Source organism: Bacteroidetes Order II. bacterium (assembly GCA_016788705.1).
Lineage (GTDB): Bacteria > Bacteroidota > Rhodothermia > Rhodothermales > UBA2364 > UBA2364.
In genome coordinates this window covers 117,990-135,805 of sequence record JAEUSQ010000065.1, presented here as the reverse complement: position 1 = coordinate 135,805, position 17,816 = coordinate 117,990, and the positions used below count along the sequence as shown (strand labels likewise).

At 46.9% G+C, this 17,816-nt stretch carries 13 protein-coding genes and 2 tRNA genes; 9 read left to right on the top strand and 6 right to left on the bottom strand.

The window, feature by feature from the left end:
* Positions 1-54 precede the first annotated feature (54 nt).
* Positions 55-1,506, top strand: a complete 1,452-nt coding sequence (locus JNN12_17330) for a sodium:solute symporter (GenBank protein ID MBL7980102.1) — start codon at positions 55-57, stop codon at positions 1,504-1,506.
* Positions 1,507-1,519: 13 nt separating this feature from the next.
* Entirely contained in the window at positions 1,520-3,988 is a 2,469-nt protein-coding gene (locus JNN12_17325) for an HDIG domain-containing protein (protein MBL7980101.1), read from the top strand.
* Between the two features lie 5 nt (positions 3,989-3,993).
* Here the strand turns inward: JNN12_17325 and JNN12_17320 are convergent, their stop codons facing one another.
* Entirely contained in the window at positions 3,994-4,917 is a 924-nt protein-coding gene (locus JNN12_17320) for a GntR family transcriptional regulator (GenBank protein MBL7980100.1), read from the bottom strand.
* A gap of 102 nt (positions 4,918-5,019) precedes the next feature.
* Here JNN12_17320 and JNN12_17315 point away from each other — a divergent pair.
* Positions 5,020-5,093 (top strand) — tRNA-Arg (locus tag JNN12_17315).
* Positions 5,094-5,231: 138 nt separating this feature from the next.
* Here JNN12_17315 and JNN12_17310 read toward each other — a convergent pair.
* From JNN12_17310 to JNN12_17295, 4 genes are all read right to left on the bottom strand, one after another.
* The gene (locus JNN12_17310) at positions 5,232-5,801 is read right to left on the bottom strand and encodes a GNAT family N-acetyltransferase (protein MBL7980099.1); all 570 of its coding nucleotides are present in this window, start codon (positions 5,799-5,801) and stop codon (positions 5,232-5,234) included.
* A 4-nt stretch (positions 5,802-5,805) separates the two neighbouring features.
* Positions 5,806-6,711, bottom strand: a complete 906-nt coding sequence (locus JNN12_17305) for a PorV/PorQ family protein (GenBank protein ID MBL7980098.1) — start codon at positions 6,709-6,711, stop codon at positions 5,806-5,808.
* An 18-nt stretch (positions 6,712-6,729) separates the two neighbouring features.
* On the bottom strand, positions 6,730-7,752 hold the full coding sequence (locus JNN12_17300) for a PorV/PorQ family protein (GenBank protein MBL7980097.1): 1,023 nt from the start codon (positions 7,750-7,752) through the stop codon (positions 6,730-6,732).
* A gap of 219 nt (positions 7,753-7,971) precedes the next feature.
* Positions 7,972-8,044, bottom strand: a tRNA-Gly gene (locus JNN12_17295).
* A gap of 150 nt (positions 8,045-8,194) precedes the next feature.
* On the opposite strand from JNN12_17295, the gene JNN12_17290 reads away from it, so the two are divergent.
* Positions 8,195-8,959: a hypothetical protein gene (locus JNN12_17290; protein ID MBL7980096.1), complete on the top strand. Its 765-nt coding sequence runs from the start codon at positions 8,195-8,197 to the stop codon at positions 8,957-8,959.
* 102 nt (positions 8,960-9,061) lie between these two features.
* On the opposite strand, the gene JNN12_17285 is transcribed toward JNN12_17290, so the two are convergent.
* A complete protein-coding gene (locus JNN12_17285; protein MBL7980095.1) occupies positions 9,062-12,493 on the bottom strand; it encodes a hypothetical protein in 3,432 nt (1,143 codons plus the stop codon).
* A 281-nt stretch (positions 12,494-12,774) separates the two neighbouring features.
* On the opposite strand from JNN12_17285, the gene JNN12_17280 reads away from it, so the two are divergent.
* The 5 genes from JNN12_17280 (at position 12,775) to proB (ending at position 17,786) form a co-directional block, all read left to right on the top strand.
* On the top strand, positions 12,775-13,881 hold the full coding sequence (locus JNN12_17280; protein ID MBL7980094.1) for a hypothetical protein: 1,107 nt from the start codon (positions 12,775-12,777) through the stop codon (positions 13,879-13,881).
* Between the two features lie 140 nt (positions 13,882-14,021).
* The gene (locus tag JNN12_17275; GenBank protein MBL7980093.1) at positions 14,022-14,945 is read left to right on the top strand and encodes a diacylglycerol kinase family lipid kinase; all 924 of its coding nucleotides are present in this window, start codon (positions 14,022-14,024) and stop codon (positions 14,943-14,945) included.
* A gap of 185 nt (positions 14,946-15,130) precedes the next feature.
* A complete protein-coding gene (locus JNN12_17270; GenBank protein ID MBL7980092.1) occupies positions 15,131-15,742 on the top strand; it encodes a hypothetical protein in 612 nt (203 codons plus the stop codon).
* A 3-nt stretch (positions 15,743-15,745) separates the two neighbouring features.
* Positions 15,746-16,636: a hypothetical protein gene (locus JNN12_17265; GenBank protein ID MBL7980091.1), complete on the top strand. Its 891-nt coding sequence runs from the start codon at positions 15,746-15,748 to the stop codon at positions 16,634-16,636.
* 121 nt (positions 16,637-16,757) lie between these two features.
* Entirely contained in the window at positions 16,758-17,786 is a 1,029-nt protein-coding gene (gene proB / locus JNN12_17260; GenBank protein MBL7980090.1) for a glutamate 5-kinase, read from the top strand.
* Positions 17,787-17,816: the final 30 nt, after the last annotated feature.

Sequence of the window (17,816 nt, the reverse complement as noted above, 5' to 3'; positions counted from 1 at the left end):
TAACGGGTTAAATTACAAGTTTATGCCCTGCTTTGATTGAACTCACGAGACACTATGCTTACAGGTTTAGACTACTCCGTAATTGTTGCGTATTTGCTTGGATCGGTTGCTTTTGGTTTATGGATGGCCGGAAAACAACGCGACAATAGCGACTACTTTTTTGGAGAACGCAACTTGCCTTGGTGGGCGGTGAGCTTTTCGATTGTGGCCACAGAAACCAGTTCGCTGACAGTTATAAGTGTGCCTGCTATTGCCTATGGTGGTACAATGACCTTTCTTCAGATCACTTTTGGCTACTTAATAGGCCGGATTCTCGTGAGCCTGCTGTTTCTACCACGCTATTTTGCAGGAGAACTCACCACGGCCTATGAATTTATTGGTACAAGGTTTGGGGACCGAATGCGCGTAACCACCTCGGTGACGTTCATGATTACCCGTTTACTGGCTGATGGCGTTCGGTTGTTTGCCACTGCAATACCTGTAAAAGTAGTCCTATCGGCAAGTGGGCTGGAGGTTGCCTATTGGCAAATTATTGTCGCCATCTCTTTAGTCACCATTGCATATACTTTTTTTGGAGGTATCAAAGCCGTGATCTGGATGGATGTCGTCCAAATGTTCTTGTATCTGTTGGGTGCTGTTTTGGCCATTACGGTTTTACTTCAGGATGCGCCCGTAGATTGGCTAACCAAGGCTGTATCTGCTGGGAAAACCCAGATTTTGGATTTTAGTTCGGATTGGCTGAGGTCTCCTTATATGTTCATTACAGCCGTGATTGGAGGGGCGGTTTTATCTATGGCGTCTCATGGAACCGATTACCTCATTGTTCAGCGGTTGTTTACTACCCGAAACCTCAAAGAAAGCCAACTGGCCTTGGTCGTAAGTGGGGTGGTAATCATGATCCAGTTTGCATTGTTTTTATTTGTGGGACTGATGCTTTGGGTACATTATGGAGGCGCAAGTCCGGCAGATTTGGGGCTTTCGCGGGCGGATGAAATTTACCCCAAGTTTCTTATTGAAGGGTTGCCTCCAGGCGTATCCGGGCTGTTGTTGGTGGCTATTTTTGCTGCGGCCATGAGTACGGTTTCCTCCTCGCTCAATTCGCTTTCTGCTGCTTCGGTAATGGATTTGTACAAGCGGTTGGCTTCCAAAACCACGCCAGAGTCCGAATTCCGTATGGCCCGTATTATGACCTTAATCTGGAGCGGGTTGTTTATCGTTTTTGCGAACCTATTTCAGGATACCAAACAACCCATCGTAGAGTTGGGATTGGCGATTGCCTCTTATACCTATGGCGGGTTGCTGGGTGTGTTTTTGTTGGGCTTATTGAACAAGCGTGCCAAACAAACCGATGCCATGATTGCCTTCTTTGTTGCCATTGCTGCTATGGCATTGATTATTGCAACGTTTAAAATTGCTTGGCCTTGGCATACTGTAATGGGTTCCGGTATCTGCTTATTATTGGGTAGCCTATTGTCTTTACGCCAACCCAAACCATTTGCTCAATAAGTCAAGGGAAACAATGGGCATACTGAAACGATTGGGCCTAACCCCAAAAAGACCTCGACTAAAACCAGTAGGCAATCGCCTAGAAACAGGCAAGGAATCCCAGCAAGCCAATCAGTCTAAACTAAATTGGTGGGGTAAGGCGACGGTCTTTCTGGGGCTGATCTTGGTAACGTTGTTCTCGTTTCCTCACCAACAATCTTATGACTGGGCAGATGCCAAGGTGGATGATGTATGGCGGCGTGGCGATGTGATCGCCGATTTTGACTTCCCGATCTACCGAACAGAACAACAACTTGCGGCTGAACGAAAACGAATCCTCCAAGAATTAGAGCCTATTTTTACCCCGCTTGACAATCCCGATGACCGTTACAACGAAAACTTAGACTCGCTTGATACGCGCCTGCAACGGACCGTTTCGGCATTCTTAGAATGGGAATTCAGCCGAAGCCGGGGTCTCATGGATAAAGCGGCCATAGACTCGGCACGATACTATCGGCTCAAGGAAAATCTACCCATCAAAGTAAATGAGCGGCAATGGACCTATTTGCTGGAGTCATCCAAATCGGTTACACCCGGTGTTACGACAACCGCACGGATTGAACAGGGAACGGCATTAAAGGAGGGGCTTTTTGACCAGTTGGCAAGCCTGAAAGACCTTTTTGCTCGGCCTTCCATTGGTCTGACACGTGATAGTATTCACGCCGAGAATATTATTGTCCGTGACAATGAAGCCCATGTTGATCGAAGTATTTCGCTTAAAAATGTACGGACCAAAGACCAAATCTTAAAACAAATTGAGCAGCAATTTGCTGCACAGTTCCCCAAAAAGCAAGATACTGTGGCGATTGGCATTGCCTTGTTCGACGCGGTGTTTCAGCCCAGTCTGGTCTTTGAAAAGGAAGCAACTCATGCCCTTTGGAATGCAGCCATTGCACAAATATCATACACACAAGGAGTTGTGAAAAAAGACCAGGCCATTATTCGTCAAGGAGAAGTGGTGACGCCGGAGGTGCTGGCGAAGCTGCGTTCATACTCTCGGTCAAGGTCTTCTGGAACAGGGGTGATTCCCAATTGGCGTATCACTATTGGTGAATTCTTGCTTATTCTTAGTATTTATTCTGTTTTCTTTTTGTATCTCTATCTCTTTCGGAAATCTATTTTTGATCGAAATCTTCACGTATTGCTGATTGCATTGCTTTTTGGAGCCTTCGTAATCGCGTATGGTATTGTCTTGCGTTCCGGATTGGATCCGGCCTTCAAATTGGTGATTCCCGTCACCATCTTGTCGGTTATGTTCACTATCGTTTTTGATTCGAGGGTTGGGTTGTTTGGAACGATGACCATGTCGTTGGTGGCTGGCTTGCTTTTTGCCTTCGACTTTCAGCTTACGTATCTAACAGCTTTTGCGGGAATGATATCCGTTTTTAGTGTCCGTGATATCCGGAATCGAGGACAATTTGTTAGTACGGCTGGCTTGGTTCATTTTGCATATGCATTGGGGGCAACATCCTTCGCGCTGCTTCAATCGAATACCGTTGAAAGTTATCTATACACCATGCTGTATGTTGCAATTAATGCAGCACTTACCTTATTTGTGTACCCCATTGTATGGGTCATTGAACGCGTTTTTGATGTTACCACAGACCTAACATTGCTGGAACTTTCTGACACAAACCGTCCATTGCTCAAGGAACTAAGTTTGCGTGCGCCTGGAACGTTCAATCATTCATTGCAGGTCTCTAATCTGGCCGAAGCTGCTGCTGTTGCCATTGGAGCCAATGCTTTGTTGACACGTGTTGGGGCGTTATACCACGACATTGGCAAGATGAGCAAGCCCGAGTATTTTGTAGAAAACCAACAACAAGGCCAAAATCCTTTGGATGCCCTCACACCCCGTATGGCTGCTTTGATCATCGTGAACCATGTAAAGGAAGGACTTCAATTGGCCCAAGATGCGAGATTGCCCAAAGTGGTACAACAGTTTATCCCCATGCATCATGGCTGTATGCGTATCGAATTCTTTTATCGGAAGGCACTGGAAACCCAAAAAGAAGAGACCGCTACAATTTTAGAGTCCGATTATCGCTATCCCGGTCCACGCCCCAATACTTTGGAAACCGCCATCTTAATGTTGGCAGACGGGGTCGAGGCCGCTTCCAAAAGCTTAGAAAAACCAACCTTAAAGAAATTAGAAGGGGTGATTGATAAAATCATCGAAGCGAGAATTGGAGACGGGCAGCTAAAAGACTCTCCCCTGACATTTCATGACTTGACCAAAATAAAAGATGCCTTTATGGGGATTTTGGGCGGAATGTACCATTTTCGACTCAAGTATCCAGGTCAGGAAGAGGAATTAGAGCCCAAAACGGCGGAAGTAAAACTTCGTATGTCAGAAGAAATACCCACGGATCAGACAATGATACCCACGGAAACGCCGGCCCGTGCCTCCGCTAAGAAAAATCCGCCGCTTACCGAAGGGTAATCTGTTTAAAGTGAATGCCTAGGGGCTTTCCGAAGCAAGAGGTCGCAAGATTCGCGGCTGATCTGTTGATACACCATTGCATTTCGCTTTTTACTCAAGAGATGCGCAAGCCGTCTTTTACAGGCAGGTGTGTATAAGAGCAATTGGGCAGTTTCGATCAAGGCCCAGTCTGCATTGGTGATCGTATCCAATGATACGCCAAAAAGTTGGCCAGTAAATCCGGTTTCTAACTTCAACGCCGAGGCCAGAAAAGCCTGAGACTCCGGATCCCGCGTAACCAATGTCACCGCTTCGTTGTGAAGCACTTCTGCAACCAACTGAAGTACTTCGGGGCCGATACTCATCAGCACACCTTGTATCTCGGTTTTGGGCAAACGTTCACGGACGGCCCTTAGGTTTGTAAATGGCGTAATGAGCAAGTCTGCTTCACGTACCGACCGCAGCGCATCGAAAGTGACTCCTTCTACTGGTTCATGCAGAAGTTCGTGTAATTGCCGAACCCCACTTTCCACCAATTCGGGATAGGGCGCGGCAAAGGCAAAACGCCACGTCTGAGGTCGGAAAATTTCATCAATTTGCTCTTCCAATAAATAGCGAACCTCTTCATCAGCCAATCCTAGACCAACCAAGCGTCGTAAGGCTTCTTGAACGATGGTGGCGCCAGCTTCCATACGCTCCGTTTTCCCTGCTTGATCTCGCGATACCACACGATATTGCCGGCTACCAGAAACGGCTAAAAATCCTTGCCGTTCCAATTCCTGATAAGCCCTTCGGATGGTATGGAAGGAAACTCCTAACTGATCGCCCATGGTGCGGGTTGAGGGCATTAAGTCGTTTACTTTTAAAACGCCTATTGCAATGCGATACTTGATTTCTTCGACCAAATGATCGGTCAATGTGCCAGTGTTGGCCCCCCGTAACGGCGTCATAATGGTATCTAAACCGTGAAACGATGGTGAAACCATTAAAGGTACAAAAAAAACATTGCTTCAATGAAATAAAATCCCTATATTCATCTGTCTAAACCAAAAGCGCTCGTAGCTCAATTGGATAGAGCATCTGACTACGGATCAGAAGGTTAGGGGTTCAAATCCTCTCGAGCGCGCCGAATAAAAACCGCATTTCTGCATTGTAGAATTGCGGTTTTTTGCATTGTAGGATGGGGCCTTTCAGGATTAAATTCGTTCGGACAAATAGAATCATAGAACATTCTATCAAGGACAAAAAACACATCTACGGGGGTTTATCTGTTTTCTGCTTCGTTGTGCTGTGACACTGTCAGCTGTGGGTTGTTTGGTAAGAAGGAGGGATTAAACCAGGCCATCATTACGTCTGCCTCAAGTTGGTGGTGGTGGTTTAGAATCCGTCCACGCATCTTGCCTTCAATAACAAACCCGAGTTGCTGGTAAAACCGAATGGCTTTTATATTGCTTTCCCTTGCAATCAACTCCACCCTAAAGACATCGGTAAAGTTGGCTTCCACATGTTTTAATAGGGTCTGAAATAACGCCTTTCCTATCCCTTGCCCTTGAAATTCAGGATCAACAGCAATGGTAAGTTCCGATAAAACATGCTGGAAAACCAAAGGCTCTAAACGGTAACAATGGATTTCTCCTACAATCTGTTTCAGGTTGTGGGTTACGACGAGGCCAATACCAGATTGTTGTGCTTGTATCAGGTTGTGCCGAATGTATTGGGTGGTGATTTCTTGTTCCGTGCGCGCCAAACCACCAGGTTTTTTCGCCACTTTTCGATAAAGGTGAAGGATATGGACTTCGTCGTCCAATGTTGCGACGCGGATCTGCAAAGTCATGTGTTTACCACGTATAGCCCAGTGTAAAAACGTGTCCGTCGTTATAGCCAGCAGGGAAGGGTAAATAGGCATAATCTAATTGTACCTTGCCCATGATAAACCCGGCCCCCAGAGACCATGAACGCAATTCGTCGTTGGTCCGATAACCGGCACGCAGGCTCAGAACCTCTAATGCCTGTGTAGAAAGTCCAAATTGAAAATGTGTGAGATCATTGGGAAAAATGTGCTGTGCCTCGATGGTCAACTGGGTGTCGAGGAGTCGTCTACCATCTTCATTCCCCAAGATTTTAAAGGGAAAGAAACTGGCTCCGCCTTGAATCGTGGTTGGGAGTGCATCGGTTCCATCTCCTAATTTTCCGAAGTGCCGCAGGGTGGCCCCTATTTCAAGATCGCCTTCAGCCATTTCTGCCTGAAATCCTGCATCTAAGGCCCATCCACGCTCGCTAAAAGTATCCAAGCGTTGGTTTAGCACCTTTGCCCCAAGTCCTACCCGAAAACGCTCGCCGAATGCCCGGCCATAGGCCACATTAAGGTTCCCAAATTGTGCCGAGAACACGCCGAGCGGGTCGCCAGGGGTTTCCCGTGCTTCTATGTCTCCCGCCGTAGTGGCTGTCACCAATACCCCCAAGCCTGCATATTTTCCCGATTGAAGCCGTGCCGCGCCAGAGAATGTTCGCACGCCAGCTGCCCAAACTTGCTGAGACAATCCGGCACTTTGGTTTTTGCCTTTGGCCAATCCAGCGGGATTCCAATACGTAGCAAAAGGTCCGCCACGTAACGAAGTTCCACTTCCGGCCATTGCGGCACTTTTGGCATCTGGGGCAAATTGAAGGAACGAAACACCACTCTGCGCAGGCGCTGTCATCACCGAAAAAGAAAGGAAAAGTAAAGGTAAAATGATGTTTTTCATAGATATAAATCATTCTGTTTAAAGTCCCATTCTTAGAGACAATAGGTGCATAAGTCCGGTTGCAAAGGGCTCTATCCGTAAAGCATAGTCCAATTTAAACCGTAGTTCACCTAAGTTTTGGCGTACAGAGAAACCTGCCGAAGGTAAATAAGCGGCTTCAATTTGTTCCAATCCGGCACATAGGGCAATTGGTGAACTAAGCCAGTATTCCGCCCCTATCCTTAAGCGGGTAGATTGTAACCGAAGGGTTTCGGTGGTGGAAATCGTTCTCAGAACCCCCGCTTCAACCGAGGTAGTAGGGGTTTCTTTAGAGAGTTTTTCCACTCTTGATTCTACTTCACCGCTAAGTATCAGTTTTTGATTAGGAGATTGCCATGCTGCTCCAGTTCTTAGCCGAACAGGTAAGTGGTCCGTGGTCTCCCGTCCATTTTCTTCGTAAAGTTTAGCAGTATCCCAATTGTATTTGCCTAGAAGATCGTCGGTTGAGAAGCCCAATCGCAGGTTTTCTCTAATCTTAACGGTTATTCCAGTACTCAGGCTAAGCGTGGTAGAGGGTTTGACGTTCTCATAATAATCTGCCAAGAAATAAGAAAACCGAACCCCAAATGTGGTTCTACGACCGATTCGAGTGCCAAAGGCCCCATAAACCAAGTATTCGTTCGTACCAATGTCTTCTGTGTGGTAACCGCTGGCATCACGGCCATCAATTTTGGAAACGCCGCCATGAATTAATCCTGCTGTAATACCAGCTTGTGGCTTCATAGGCGAGGCAAAAGAAATGCTTTGCAGGTTGCGGTCAAATGTCAAAGCGCTATAGGACACCAAGAGGTGTTGCTCTGCAATGTAAGGGGCAAGGGCTGGGTTATAAAAGCCGCTGGTTTGTCCAAACCCCTCGGCGACGAGTGCATTACCCATTGCGACGCCGCGTGCGTCGGAACCCATCCGAGAAAAGGCGCCTGCAGATTGGGCCGCCACGCCCAACGGCAGCGAAAAAAGGATTGTCGTAAAAAAGAGGAATGAAAAAAAACGATGGATGCGCATGGAGGTTTGTAACTTCTGGCGAATGGGGAAGACGTCCGGAACGTTTAACCCAAGATGAATAAATGAATACCGGAAGTAACAACCAAAATAAGCAATAATGAAAGGAAAGATTTGTGAAGGCTTACTAGACGCTTTAACGGTTTTGGTAAAAGATGGTTCCGAAGGGCGCCATTGTTACCAGACTAAAACAAAAAACCCCGAAGGTGAATCGGGGTTTTGAGCGGATCACGGGACTCGAACCCGCGACCTCAACCTTGGCAAGGTTGCGCTCTACCAGCTGAGCTAGATCCGCTTTTTTTTGAACGGAATGAAAGATAAGCACAAGAAAAGCCTTTTGTCAAGTGATAATAAGCGTATATTTTATCTTCAAGGAAACTTTTAAAACGAGGTTTGGAATTTGGGTTTTGAAGACGGATTTTGAACCCGAACGAACCTATAGTTTATGAAAAACCGAAACTCCTTACAGCCTTATCGGACGGCTTATCCTGTTCGTCCATTCAATCTCACACCGGCGCACCGCATTAGCATTAAAAGCATTTGTGATTTTATGCAAGACACTGCGGATCTCCATGCGCGTGAAATTGGCTTTGCCTATGACCAACTTCCGGAAGGACGGGCTTGGTTGATGATTCGCCTCAGAATCGAAATGAACCATTATCCCCGAAACCGTGAAAGAATGGAAGTGGAGACATGGGCGAGTGGTACCGACCGTTTTTTTGCCTTTCGGGAATTCTTATTGTTTGATGAGATGGGAGACCAGATTGGGTGTGCAACTTCCAGTTGGGTGATGCTGGATTTGGTGCGCAAGCGTCCGGGGAGGATCCTTCCAGAAATTGAGGCGCTCCCTTGGCCTGATTTACCCAAGCCTATTTCGGAACTGCCGAAACACATATTGCCCCAAAACGTGGATTTTATACAACGATTTTTGGTTCGTTATGGAGATTTAGATATTATGGAGCATACCAATAATGCGGTTTACGTTGGCTGGTTGGCAGAAAGTGTACCAGAAGCGTATTTGGCACGGTATGTTCCCAAAGTCATAGATATTTCCTTTAAACAAGAAAGTGTGGCGGGCGACTGGGTGCGGGTGGAAACGGAACATTTATCAGAAGGGGGCTTTCGGCATCGTCTTGTTCGGGAGCGAGATGGTGTAGAAATGGCCTTGGCCTTGTCAGAATGGCGGCTTCGGGAGGTCTCGCAAGGATAGAATTGAATTGGTTGATGTTTTGAGCGTCAGGACGATGAGGAAAAGCAGTTGTTGGACAAAAAAAGCCCCTTCGGAAAAAGGGGCTTTAGGGAAACAAAGTGTTTATTTTATTCTGAACGTGCGAATCTCGTAAGGCTTTAAGGAGAAGGTTAGGCTGTTTTCAGCGGTCTTTTCGACCTCCTCCATGGGTTCCGGTACTTCCATTAGGTTGGTACATGAGATTTCTGTTATGGTAAAAGGTAAAGAAATCGTTACGGTTCTGGTACCACCGTGTGCTTCATAGACCCGCAAGATATATCCTTCGCCCTCTTCCGCTTTTTTTAAGGTTTCCACCAAACATGCATTATCCGATACCGAAAGGCTGTTTTCCAGAATCGGCCCATTCGTGATGGTCCGAAGTGGTTGGTTGAAGGCATATCCAGCCTGAACGGTTCCGTTGCGCCAATCGCCCGCGTGTGGATAGAACGCATAATTTACCTCGTGTTTGCCCTGATCGGTGAAGACATTGGGATCATCAAGAAAGTGGAAGGGAGGATGTGGAGCCTGCGGATCCGGATGAACGGGTGTGCGGATGAGGGACATCCGCATAACATTATGATGGATGTCGTGCCCGTACTTGCCATCGTTTAGAATAGAGACACCGCCGCTGGCATCCGAGAGATCCGTCCAGCGGTGTCCTGAAACCTCAAATTTGGATTGCTCCCAAGTGGTGTTGCGCGAAGTAGGGCGTTCAATGGTTCCATACTGGATTTCATAAGAAGCCGAGGCGCTGTGAACGGCGACCGGAAAAGCCACTTTGAGTAAAACATGTTGCTCATGCCAATCCATCATTGTTCTAAAATCTATGCGGGGGATAGATTGATAGATCACCACACATTGACTGAGCGTGCTTCCATTGTGGGTTTTATAGTCAAACCGGACAGTTGCTCGGATAGGGCCCTTTTCGATCACCGTTACTTGTTCTAAGTTGAGCAAGCCCAATGGTTTTTGTTCAAACCAATCGTTAACATCCCAAGCGTCCCAACTGTTGGGGCGGTCTTCGAAGGTTTGCAAGTCGTTGCCTTTTCCTGTTAACCATTCCCGTTGCAGTCTTTTGTCAAAAAGGGAATCAATTCCGCCGTGAGGGTTAAAGGCAATTCGGAAGAATGCGTTTTCCATTCCTGTTTCCGTGACTTGTGGTCCTCCTCTCTCACCCATAGGCTTTGGAATGGCTTTCTGGGCTTTCCTAAATTTTTCCAGTGCTTTTTCCTTCAGGACTTTATGGGATTTGGCAACATGGCTCATGACATGGCCTCGGATTTCTTTCACCTCCTCTTTGGACAAGTCTAACTTTTGACCAATTTCTTCTGTGGATAAGGCACCCTCTCCTGTTAATCCGAGCCACATACGGAAAAGATCGGCCTCCGAAAGCGGAATATCTGCAAGTGCTTGTTCGATTAATGGTGTTAAATCGTTTTCTGGTAGGGTTTTGGGCGTTTCAGGGGTTGCCACATATTGCGTAGCGGCAAAAGGTGCAACGGTGGCTTCAAGTCCGATCTTCGTACTTTCTTCAGATTCCTGCAAGACCTGAAAAGCGACCGATTTACCTTGGGCATCTTGCAGGGTAAAAGGCATTTTTAATGCGACATCCGCCTCTGCCCAGTCCGTCACCGTAAAAGACAAACTGTTTAAGACCGAGAAGCGGTACGGCGGCTGGATATTGGGGGTTTCTAATTGTTTAATGGCTTTGTCTAAAAGCGCTTGGACTTCGGTCTCGATCTCTCCATAGATGCGATGTACGTCGGGATAAGCCTGGGCAATACTGGTACCGGGAAGAATGTCGTGGAACTGGAGCAGCATTAATTTTTTCCAGTTATTTTCTAAGGCTTCGTCCGGATATGGAGCATTATTATTGATTTCGGCTAATGCGGCCCAAATTTCGGCTTCACGGAGGAGCAATTCGTTTTTCCGGTTGCGTCGTTTTACCAAGGCATGGGTAGTGAGGGTTCCACGATGGAATTCGAGGTAAAGCTCTCCTTTCCATACCGGAATCTGGTAGCCATATTCTTTGGCGAGGGCATCGGCGCGAGATTTGATGGCCTCTAAGGCGTCTTCTACACGGGAAAACTTGACCCGAGGATACGCAGGAAACCCTTGCATCCGCTTGCCCAATTCCACGTCTTCCCGTACCGGGCCACCGCCGCCATCTCCATACCCATACAGGTATAGCAAGTCTGGTGCGATGTCTTTCGACGGGTAGCGTTTGTACCACTGCATCATCTCGTCGGGGTAAGTGCGTGTGACATAGCTTTGTGGAAATACGCAGCGGATCCGTGAGCCATCAATGCCTTCCCAGTCAAAGTGACCATATGGGAAAGGATTGGTTTCGCTCCAGGTCAGTTTTTGCGTTACGAAGGTGTCTAAGCCAGATTTTAGCAGGATTTGGGGCATGGCCGAAGCGTATCCAAACGTATCCACAAGCCACATGGTTCGAGAGGTGGTACCGAAATGTTGTTTCCAGAATTTTTGCCCATACAGCAATTGCCGGATCAATGACTCGCCGCCCGTGATATTGCAGTCTGGTTCCACCCAAGCGGCCCCCACAAATTCCCATTGCCCATCTTTTACTTTTTCCTGTACTGCAGCAAATAGGTCTGGGTGGTCGTTCAATAAAAAATCATATAACTGGGCTTGGCTTTGCGAGAAGTGGTATTCTGGTAATTCATCCATGTACCGAACCGCCGTAGAAGAGGTGCGGGCCATTTTTTGGCGGGTTTCGGCCAATGTCCAGAGCCAAACCACATCAATGTGCGAGTTTGCACAAAGATACAGGTTAAAATCGGGGGGCTGGTGGGTTGGTAAAAGGGCTTGGGTCTTCTCCTTCAACAAGTGGGCAGCGGTTTCAACGTTCACCCGGTTATAATCCGAATGAAAGTCTATGGCGTTCAGGGTTTGTTCCAATATGTACCAAAGTCGGATTGCTGTGGGGTGTTCTTTGTCTAATGAACGAACCGCTCCTAATGCTGCCCGCAGGTCGTAGCGGAACTGGTAGATGGCTTCGTTGATGACCACTAATTCGCCCGAAATGGATTGGGGGGTTCGCATCCGGCCCGAGTGTACCATCACGTCTAAGCGGAAGGTTTGTCCGGCTTCTGCACGTTCGGCCAAGAGGATATCTTTGCGATTGATGTCTAAACCACCGGAAATACGGCCATTTAGATATACGGTACTTTCAGATAAAAAGCCATCACTACCGGTGTTCATGTGTGCAAAAACCCGCTTTCCGGCCCATTTTTCTGGTATGGTAACGGTGGTAGAAGCCCAAAATGCTTTTGCATGTACATGGGGGAATTGTGCAAAATGAGTGGGTGACTCATCCACTTCCGGGACGTCCGTCACCAAAGGTGCAATGGCGGCCGGTTGTGGGATATGCCCTGGCCACTTATTAGAGGGCCGCCAATCTGTAATGGGAATGCGTTGTTCATAAATCCATCGCTCTAACTCGCGAAGACGTCGCTCTACGCGGGTATCAATCATTTCCGGTCTAAGTTGCATGGGTCTTGAAGGTTTTTTGGGGAGGATAGTGGTTCGACGTGGTTGATCCATCAGCAAGACGAGGCAGAAGCTTCGGAGAGGGTGCCAAGACGGATGAAATACACACGCAGATAATAGCCAGCAAAGGTATGAACTTATTGCTTTTTAAACAAGATGAAATGAAGATGTAAAATTTCGCGGATGTTTGGCAAAAATAATGCGGTCTGACGGTTATTTTGCCGAACAAAAATCGTATGACCGCTTAAATAACTCACCAAAATACCTTTTACCTTTTAAAAATAATGGTTGTAATTCTTCACCCCAACATTGATGAACGCTCCGAGACATACCAGACCACGCTTGCTTACCTAAATCGCCTTCCGAATGTAGAAGTCAGGTTGCATACAATCGAAGGTCGGCAGGATAAGTTGACGGAAGTGTATTTACTGGGCAAAACCCGTGAATTGAACATGGAGCAAATAGCTGCTTTGCCGGGTGTAGAGCGGGTGGTTAGGGTCTCTCAGGACTACCGGATACTGGGCAAGCACAAAGATGAAAACCGCGTAGTAGGGTTTACCTATAATGGCGTCGCGTTCAATCAGGATAACCTGCATATCTTTGCAGGCTTGTGTGCGGTGGATAATCCAACCAATGTGGAAGCCATGATGAAGGGTGTGAGCGACTTGGGGCTGCAATGTACCCGTATGGGCGCTTATAAACCAAGAACAAATCCATACGCCTTTCAAGGGCATGGGGCGGCCTGTTTGCCGTGGGTTTTTGAACTTGCAGGGAAGTATGGTATTAAGGTGATTGCCATGGAAGTCACGCACGAGCGTCATGTGGACGAAATAAACGAAGCCTTGGAAAAAACAGGCCAACCAACGGGTGTGATGCTCCAAATTGGTACCCGTAATACCCAAAACTTTGAATTACTCAAAGCCGTTGGATCCCAAAAGACCCATCCCGTTTTGCTCAAACGTGGTTTTGGGATTACCCTGTCGGAGTCGTTGAATGCCGCAGAATATCTCGCGAGTGAAGGCAATGCAAATGTTATATTCTGTTTGCGCGGGATGAAGGCCAATTTTGGTGACCCACACCGGAATATGGTGGATTTTGCCCATGTCCCCGTCGTTAAGCGCCTTACTCGGATGCCCGTCTGCGTGGATCCTTCGCACTCGGTAGGGTCGCGTGAACGGTCTTCGGATGGGATTTTGGATACGCTGCATGTAACTGCTCAGGGAGTTATTGCAGGTGCCAATATGATTTTGGTGGATTTTCATCCCAAACCACCAGAAGCATTTGTGGATGGCCCACAAGCGATGCTGATGAACGAACTTGAGCGATTTGTAGAGGATGTGCGGATCACCCGCGAGGCCTATGAAAAACGTCGTGCCTTATGGGAAAGCTGATTGATTTTTCTGAAATGGATACGGAACTGAATGTGCCCTTTTGGTATTGACTGAAAGGGCTTGTTTTTGTGGATAGGTTTGTGGAAGTACTATTTGTAAAAATATCGTATTGGTTGGTAAATCTTTCATTCGTTATCATCATGAATATTCCTAAGATCGCTTTTATTCTGAATACCCAAAAACGGAAAAACCAAAATCTTATTCCGGAAATTGAACGTGTATTTTCGGCATATCCCATTCAGGTTGCTGCCACCGCATATGCAGGACATGCCACCTCGTTGGCATCCGAGGCGGTCCAGTCAGGCACCGAGGTTGTGGTCAGTGTTGGTGGTGATGGTACCTTGAACGAGGTGCTGAATGGGCTTGTTCGTGGCTGTGAAGCAGTAGGAAAGCCGCCTAATAAAGTCGGTTTGGGGATTTTACCCACAGGGTCGGGCAATGATTTCGTGAAAACTTTAGCGGGAAGCAGGACTCTCGAAAGCCTAAAAGAAAGCATCAGGCAGTCAAAATCTTATTCCATTGATATTGGTGTGGCAGCCTTCACGTCTGTTCTTCAGGTGCCTGAGAAACGATATTTCATCAATATTGCAGATGTGGGCATTGGCGGGGTCATTGCAGCAAAGCTAAGTCGGTATAAATCATGGTTTGGTCCAGCGTTTACTTATCAACGGGCCATTATTTCGGCGCTTTGGGGCTATTCCCCTGAAATGCTTGCCGTTGAAACCAGTGAAGAAACCATGGTGTCTCCAATGATGAGTTTGGTGGTGGCCAATGGAAAGTTTTTTGGAAACGGTCTAGGTATTGCTCCAAATGCCCGATTGGATGACGGCCTGATGGAAGTGGTGATGTTGAAAAATATCTCGCTTACAGATTATATACGCCAATTGCCCAAATTGAAGCGTTGCGAAGTGCTTGTCCATCCAGAAGTTTCGTATGCGTCGTCCGCTTCGGTCACCGTTGCCACTTCAAATGGCAGGCCCTTGCCAATTGATATGGATGGGGAATATGTGGGTGTGACGCCCGTTACTTTTTCCGTGCTAAATCGGTTGGTTACGGTCTTTTAGATGTTTTGCGGATAGACCTATAAAAAATCCACTTTGTGGTTGCACCCAAACGCCCTTTTGAGCATTATAGGCGTCATTTTGTTTGGTTTGTAGAAATCACGTTCGAAAAGCATAAAGTTTTCCACAATGATTAAACTTTAAGGTAATTAGGGCTTCTCTTTTGGGAAACCATAACTACCTAATAGATGAACTTCTTTGTACGGTCTCGGTATCTGTTGATGCTGGTGGTCCTTGTCTCTTTGGTCTTAGGCATAGGAAGCGCTTTTTGGGGTGTCCGTGGCGCCATGTACGGTATTTTATCGTTCTCCGCCTTTCTGATATTGCTCCTACTTTTGGGGTTATACCAAAAAACGCTACACCGCAATAATAGGGTTGGCTACCTGATGGCTTTTTGTCTAATGCTTGTAATGAGTTGTTTTTGGGGTATCCTATCGCTTGAACACGCATCAGAAAGCTATTTTAAGCCCACACCGCAAGAAAAAGGCCAAGAATATAAACCTCAAGTCCATGCCAATGGAAGTCCAGAATCTCGAAAAGTATATCCTATAACCCCTAGTGCCCTTTCTTCTCCCCAACAAATGTACAATCGTCCTCGTGTTGAGTCGAAGTCCTTCAAAGAATCCGGGTTGGACACCAACCGAGGTATTCAGGCAAGTATTCTAAAAACCAAAAAAGAGCACAAAAGGGCCAAAACGTCTATGCAAATTGATGAGAAGCCTGTGACCGCTTCCAAAAACGTTAGACCCATACCGACTCCTACTTTCATCTTGCAAGAACCTTACCCTGAAAACCAATAAAAAATGAAGAATCGTTTATATAGAACCCTACTATTTATAGGGGCTTTCACCCTGTTTAATGGCTGTTCTTTCAGTCGGATCAACGAACACATCCGGAATCTTACCCAGCAGATTTCTCACCAGCAAGAGCAAATTGCTGCTTTGAATGCCGAAACGTCTGAATCGTGTATTGCAGCCGAAACGGATGAAGAGACCTGTGCAAGTTTTCGGCAAGCATTAGAGGCAATGAGTGTACAATCTGAACGGTGGAAGCGGGAAATTATTTATTTAGCCCAAAAAAACGCACCACTCAGGGCACCTTTCCTTAATAAATCTGCCCAGGAAATGGTCGTAGAGTATATGGCGAAGCATCAGCGATACCAAGACCTGATTAGGGCCATGACAGGTCTCCTTCGCGATGAATCAAAAATGCGACCTTTTGAGACTGCGGCCTATTATCCACCCGGTAAATATGAAGTACCGGAGGATAAAAAACAAGTCCTTCAAGAAGCCCTGAAACCAACTTTACAAGGCATAAAGCGTTTCAAAACAGAATATCCATATTTCCCATGTGTTGGGAAGGTTGAGGTGAATGGGTATGCGGATCGTACGGGTATCCGAGAGGGCAGTGGTCTCTACGAAGAACTAAAATCCGAACTTAAGGTAGAGGCTCCAACCAGATCCGAGTTGAACCGTCAACTCTCCCACTGGCGAGCGGAAGGAATTGGAAATTTGATGAAGACAATTCCTTACGGAAGTGAAGTGGTGATTAAGGCAATCGGTAAAGGAGAGTTGGACCCACCGGGCGCTCATCGCCTTCCTGCCGGAAGTGTCCTAAAAGATGACGACCCTCGTAGGCGTATTGTAGTGGTCTATTGGGGCTGTCCGGTAGAAAAATCCAATGACCTTGATTAAGATCAAAATGAAACAGATAAGGTAGGACATGATTCGCTTATTTTTTGCGGGCTTTTCAAGGCTTCATAGGGCGTAAGGGTGTATTCTGTTATTTTAACGTGGGTACCAATCACCCAAATTGATGAACAAACCTATTCTTGTTTTTAAGGTTGGGACGTCTTCTTTGACCCATTCCGATGGGCGAATAAACGAAGCGCTCATTCGTGATTTTGCACGCCAGCTGGCATTCTTGCAGAAGCGTTATCATATTGTGATGGTTTCTTCCGGTGCTGTGGGAGCTGGCAAGAAATACCTACGTCACTATTCGGGTCAGATGCCGGAACGGAAAGCAGCAGCAGCAGTTGGTAATCCGTTATTGATTTCGATGTATTTTGAGGCATTCCGGCCATACGATATTCCAATTGCCCAAAGTCTTTGTGAGCGCCGCCATTTCTCTGACCGTAAACAGTTTCTCCAACTGAAGCAAACCTATGAGGAATTGTGGGCCAATGGCATTATTCCCATCGCAAACGAAAACGATGTGGTAAGTGATTATGAACTAAAATTTTCCGATAACGACGAATTGGCAACCCTTATTGCCGTCGGTTTTGGCGCGGAATTGTTGCTCATTGGGACTTCGGTGCCAGGGGTATTAGATGCCAATGGGCAGGTGGTTCGGGAAATATGTGTGTTTACGGACGAAATTTTAGGGTTGGCCCATACCGAAACCTCTTCGGGTGGTTTGGGTGGCATGATTTCAAAACTGACCTTTGCCCGTTTGGCTACAGGGTTGGGAGTTAGGACTATTATTTTTCAGGCAAACCAAGAAAATAGTTTGATGCAGGCCGAACAACAAAAGGTGGGGACTGTTTGTCCGGCACGAGATACCACCACCAATGCGCGTAGAAAATGGTTAGCCAGTGGGTGTTTGTTAGGAGGGCGCATTAAGGTGGATAAAGGCGCGCAAAAAGCATTGATGGAACGTAAAAGCCTCCTCGCTGTTGGAATTGAGAAGGTTGTACAACCTTTTAACCGGGGAGAGGTCATTGAAATGATGGGACATACCGGAAAAACGCCTTTTGCGGTAGGGCGGGTGAAGGTTTCCTCGGACGAATTGGTGAGAACGAAAAATCTTGAAGTGGCCCATGCCGATGAGATTGTATTGCTGTAATCGTAATCCTTTTTAAGGATGGATAAGTCA